The organism is Protofrankia sp. CiP1_Cm_nod2 (assembly GCF_920664355.1).
Classification (GTDB): Bacteria; Actinomycetota; Actinomycetes; order Frankiales; family Frankiaceae; genus Protofrankia.
Window position 1 is genome coordinate 1 of record NZ_CAKKTL010000135.1, and the last position, 3,194, is coordinate 3,194.

A 3,194-nucleotide genomic window follows, 5' to 3' on the forward strand; every position below is an offset into this window, starting at 1 on the left:
CGCCCGGTCAGTGCGCCCGGTCGGCGGAGGCCACGGCGCGCGGCGCGGGCGTCGTGCCGCCCTGCGCGGGCGGGGTCGTCACCGCGGCCGTCGGCTGCGCGGACGCCCCGGGAGCGGCCGGCTCCACCGGGACGTTCAGGGTGACGCTGCCGGCCTTGGCGAACGTGAACGTGACCGGGACCGCCTGCCCGACGAGCAGTTCGCGGTTAAGCCCCGTCAGGGTCGGGGCGCTGCCGTTGGCGATGTAGATGACGCCGCCGCCGGGCTTCAGGACCGCCGACGCGGGTGCCACGCCACCGTTGGCCGCGTCGGAACTGACCTGGATGATCTGGTCCTCCTGGGTCCCCCCGTTGAAGAAGGCCGAAACCACCTGGGCGTCCGCGCCCCTGGCCGCCGGCCCGGCCACGTAGACGTTGCGCAGCGAGATGGTGCCGACGGCGCCGGAGACCGTGTTCGTGGTCGTGCGCGCCTGTGACGTCAGCGCGTCGCTGCCGGCCGCGCAGGCGGAGAGCGCGGCCGTGCCGGTCAGCGATGTGGCGGCCACCAGCAAGGCGGTCGCGGTACGCACGCGCGGGCGGTGGCTCACGAGTCGGCTGCTCCTCGGTGCGGAGCCGACGGTCGTCACGTCGGTCTCGGTTGACCCCGTCGCCGGACCGGCGGACGGGGCGGGCACGGTCCCAACCCCAGGACGCACATTCGCACAGAACTCGCATACGTGCAGAGTTCGACCGCGGACCACATGTTAGTGCAGGTCCTCCGGTGGCGCGGTGAACCAGCCGCGGGACGCCGCCGCGCGGCGGGCGCGACCGGGCCGGGCCGGGATGAGCCGCGGGCCGGACGGGCCAGACGGGCCAGGGCCAGACGGGCCAGAGTGGTGAGGGAGGCCTATCGGCCCGGCAACGCCCCCAGCCATCCCTCCAGGCGGTCACCGACGGTGAAGGTGCGTGGCGGGTGCACCAGGCGGCCGTCCATGGCGACGAGCAGCAGGGTCGGCTGCCGGGGATCGGCCCGGTACAGCCGGGACAGGGAGGCGCCCGGGTCGTTGTAGCCGACGGCGAGCCCCGCGGCCGCGTCCGGCTGGCGGACGAGCCGCTCCAGCGAGGGGTCGTCGGTCCACGGCGCCACGAGGTAGGTCGGTATCGGCCGGCCCTCCCGGGTCTGGCTCACGATCTCGTGGATGGCCCGCGGGCACTCGCACGCCACCGGCAGCAGCACGATCAGCGCCGGTCGCAGGTCGGTGGCGGGACGGGAGGTGCGGGCGGTACTGAGCGGGACGTCGGGCAGCAGCCCACCGACCGCGCCCGGCAGCACGCTCGTGGACGCGAGCGGGACCGCGCCCCGCGGCGCGAGCGGCCGCGGATGCGCGAGGACGAGCGGCACCATCGCGCCCAGCGCTGCGAGGACGATGACGATCAGCGCGACGACGGCTCCGGAGGTGTGGCGGGACCGCCCGGCCGGCGCCTCCCGCTGGGCACGTCGGTCGAGCCGCTCGAGCAGGTCGGGCCGGTGACGCCGGCCGCGCCGGGCGCGCAGGCGCCGCAGGCCCGGGACCAGCCGGTCGACGCGCTCCCGCCGCCGTCGCGACCGCAGCTCGGCCTGGTAGGTGGCCACCTCGGCGTCGAGTTCGCTCAGATCGTCGGGGATCCGGACGTCGACCGGGGGAAGCTCATCCCAGCGCTGATACGGAAGATGAGCATGCTGGTCGTCCTCGTGGCGGGGACCGTTTCCGTCGTCCCCGGAGGCGGGTGGCGGCGGCGGTGTGACGTGCACCCCTCCATCGTGGCTGATGGACGGCCCATGTGCCGGGTGGTATAGGAAGCTGGTGCCGTGTCAACAGGGCGGACGCCGGTGGGCCGGGCGTCGTCCAGGGGAGCCTCCTCGCGAGGCGGCGTCATCCGCGGTGGCGCGGCCGTTCTCCCGCGATCACGATGTTGGTCACAGTGTCGATCAGGGCGTTACGGGGTAGCGGGAAGCACAGCAACAACATCCGGGCGAGCTGCCCATGCTGGTGGCCATTGCCTGTTTCGCCTGGTCCGGAGCGTTGCCGGGGCGCTCTGGACGCGTCACCGGGACGTCCGGTCGGGCCGTCGCCGACCTGTTCCACAAGCACGCGTCTGACCTGCGTCGATGCACGCGTGTTACCCTGGTGAAGGCGGAAGGGGCACTTGACACATGGCGTTCCAAGTCGGCGAGACCGTTGTTTACCCACATCACGGTGCTGCTCTCATAGACGCGATTGAAACACGCGTCATCAAGGGCGAGGAAAAGCTCTATCTCGTGCTCAAGGTCGCTCAGGGTGACCTCACTGTGCGCGTCCCCGCAGACAACGTCGGGATGGTCGGTGTCCGTGATGTGGTCGGCCAGGACGGCCTTGAGCGGGTGTTCGAGGTCCTGCGGGCCCCGCACACCGAGGAGCCGACCAACTGGTCGCGGCGTTACAAGGCGAATCTCGAGAAGCTCGCCTCGGGTGACGTGAACAAGGTCGCCGAGGTCGTTCGTGATCTCTGGCGTCGTGATCGCGAAAGGGGGCTGTCCGCTGGTGAGAAGCGCATGCTGAGCAAGGCGCGTCAGATTCTGGTCAGCGAGCTGGCGTTGGCCGAGGGCACCAACGAGGACAAAGCCGAGGCGATGCTCGACGAGGTGCTGGCGGGTTAGTCGCGGCGGCGGATACTCCGGATAGCCAACGCGTCCGAATCCATTTGACGCTTTTTATGCATATGTCTGATCGTGTAGCCGCGGTCGTGCCGGCAGCCGGCCGCGGCGAACGTCTTGGTGGAGCCGTACCCAAGGCGCTTCGTTCGTTGGCCGGCCGTTCCCTCGTCCAGCACGCGGTCGAGTCACTGACCTCCGCGGCCCTGGTCGACCAGGTGGTCGTCGCAGCTCCGGCCGCGGAGCTGGACGTGTTCGAGGCACTGCTCGGGCCCGGCGTGCGGGTGATCGCTGGTGGCGCCGAACGGATCGACTCCGTGCGGGCCGCCATCGCGGTACTCGACGAGACGGTGGGGGTCGTCCTCGTGCACGACGCGGCCCGTCCGCTGACGCCACCGGCGCTTGTCGACGCGGTCGCGTCAGCGGTCCTGGCCGGAGCGCCCGCGGTCATCCCGGTGCTCGCGGTCAACGACACCATCAAGCAGATCGACGAGACCGGCCGGGTCGTGCGGACGGTGCCGCGCGACGTCCTGCGCGCGGTACAG

At 71.7% G+C, this 3,194-nt stretch carries 4 protein-coding genes; 2 read left to right on the top strand and 2 right to left on the bottom strand.

What is annotated here, in order from left to right; all coding sequences use genetic code 11:
• Nucleotides 1-7: 7 nt before the first annotated feature.
• Nucleotides 8-586, bottom strand: a complete 579-nt coding sequence (locus tag NBW84_RS15330; RefSeq protein ID WP_250285422.1) for a hypothetical protein — start codon at nt 584-586, stop codon at nt 8-10.
• Nucleotides 587-885: 299 nt separating this feature from the next.
• Nucleotides 886-1,770: a hypothetical protein gene (locus NBW84_RS15335; protein WP_250285423.1), complete on the bottom strand. Its 885-nt coding sequence runs from the start codon at nt 1,768-1,770 to the stop codon at nt 886-888.
• Nucleotides 1,771-2,172: 402 nt separating this feature from the next.
• Here NBW84_RS15335 and NBW84_RS15340 point away from each other — a divergent pair, with 402 nt between their 5' ends.
• Both NBW84_RS15340 and NBW84_RS15345 read left to right on the top strand, forming a co-directional pair.
• Entirely contained in the window at nt 2,173-2,655 is a 483-nt protein-coding gene (locus NBW84_RS15340) for a CarD family transcriptional regulator (protein ID WP_006545253.1), read from the top strand.
• 62 nt (nt 2,656-2,717) lie between these two features.
• Nucleotides 2,718-3,194 (top strand): 2-C-methyl-D-erythritol 4-phosphate cytidylyltransferase (locus NBW84_RS15345; RefSeq protein WP_250285424.1); only part of this gene is annotated, 477 nt, incomplete at its 3' end.

Bases quoted from the DNA above. Each gene is read 5' to 3' on its own strand.
- NBW84_RS15340 (WP_006545253.1), top strand. From the start codon at position 2,173: ATGGCGTTCCAAGTCGGCGAGACCGTTGTTTACCCACATCACGGTGCT.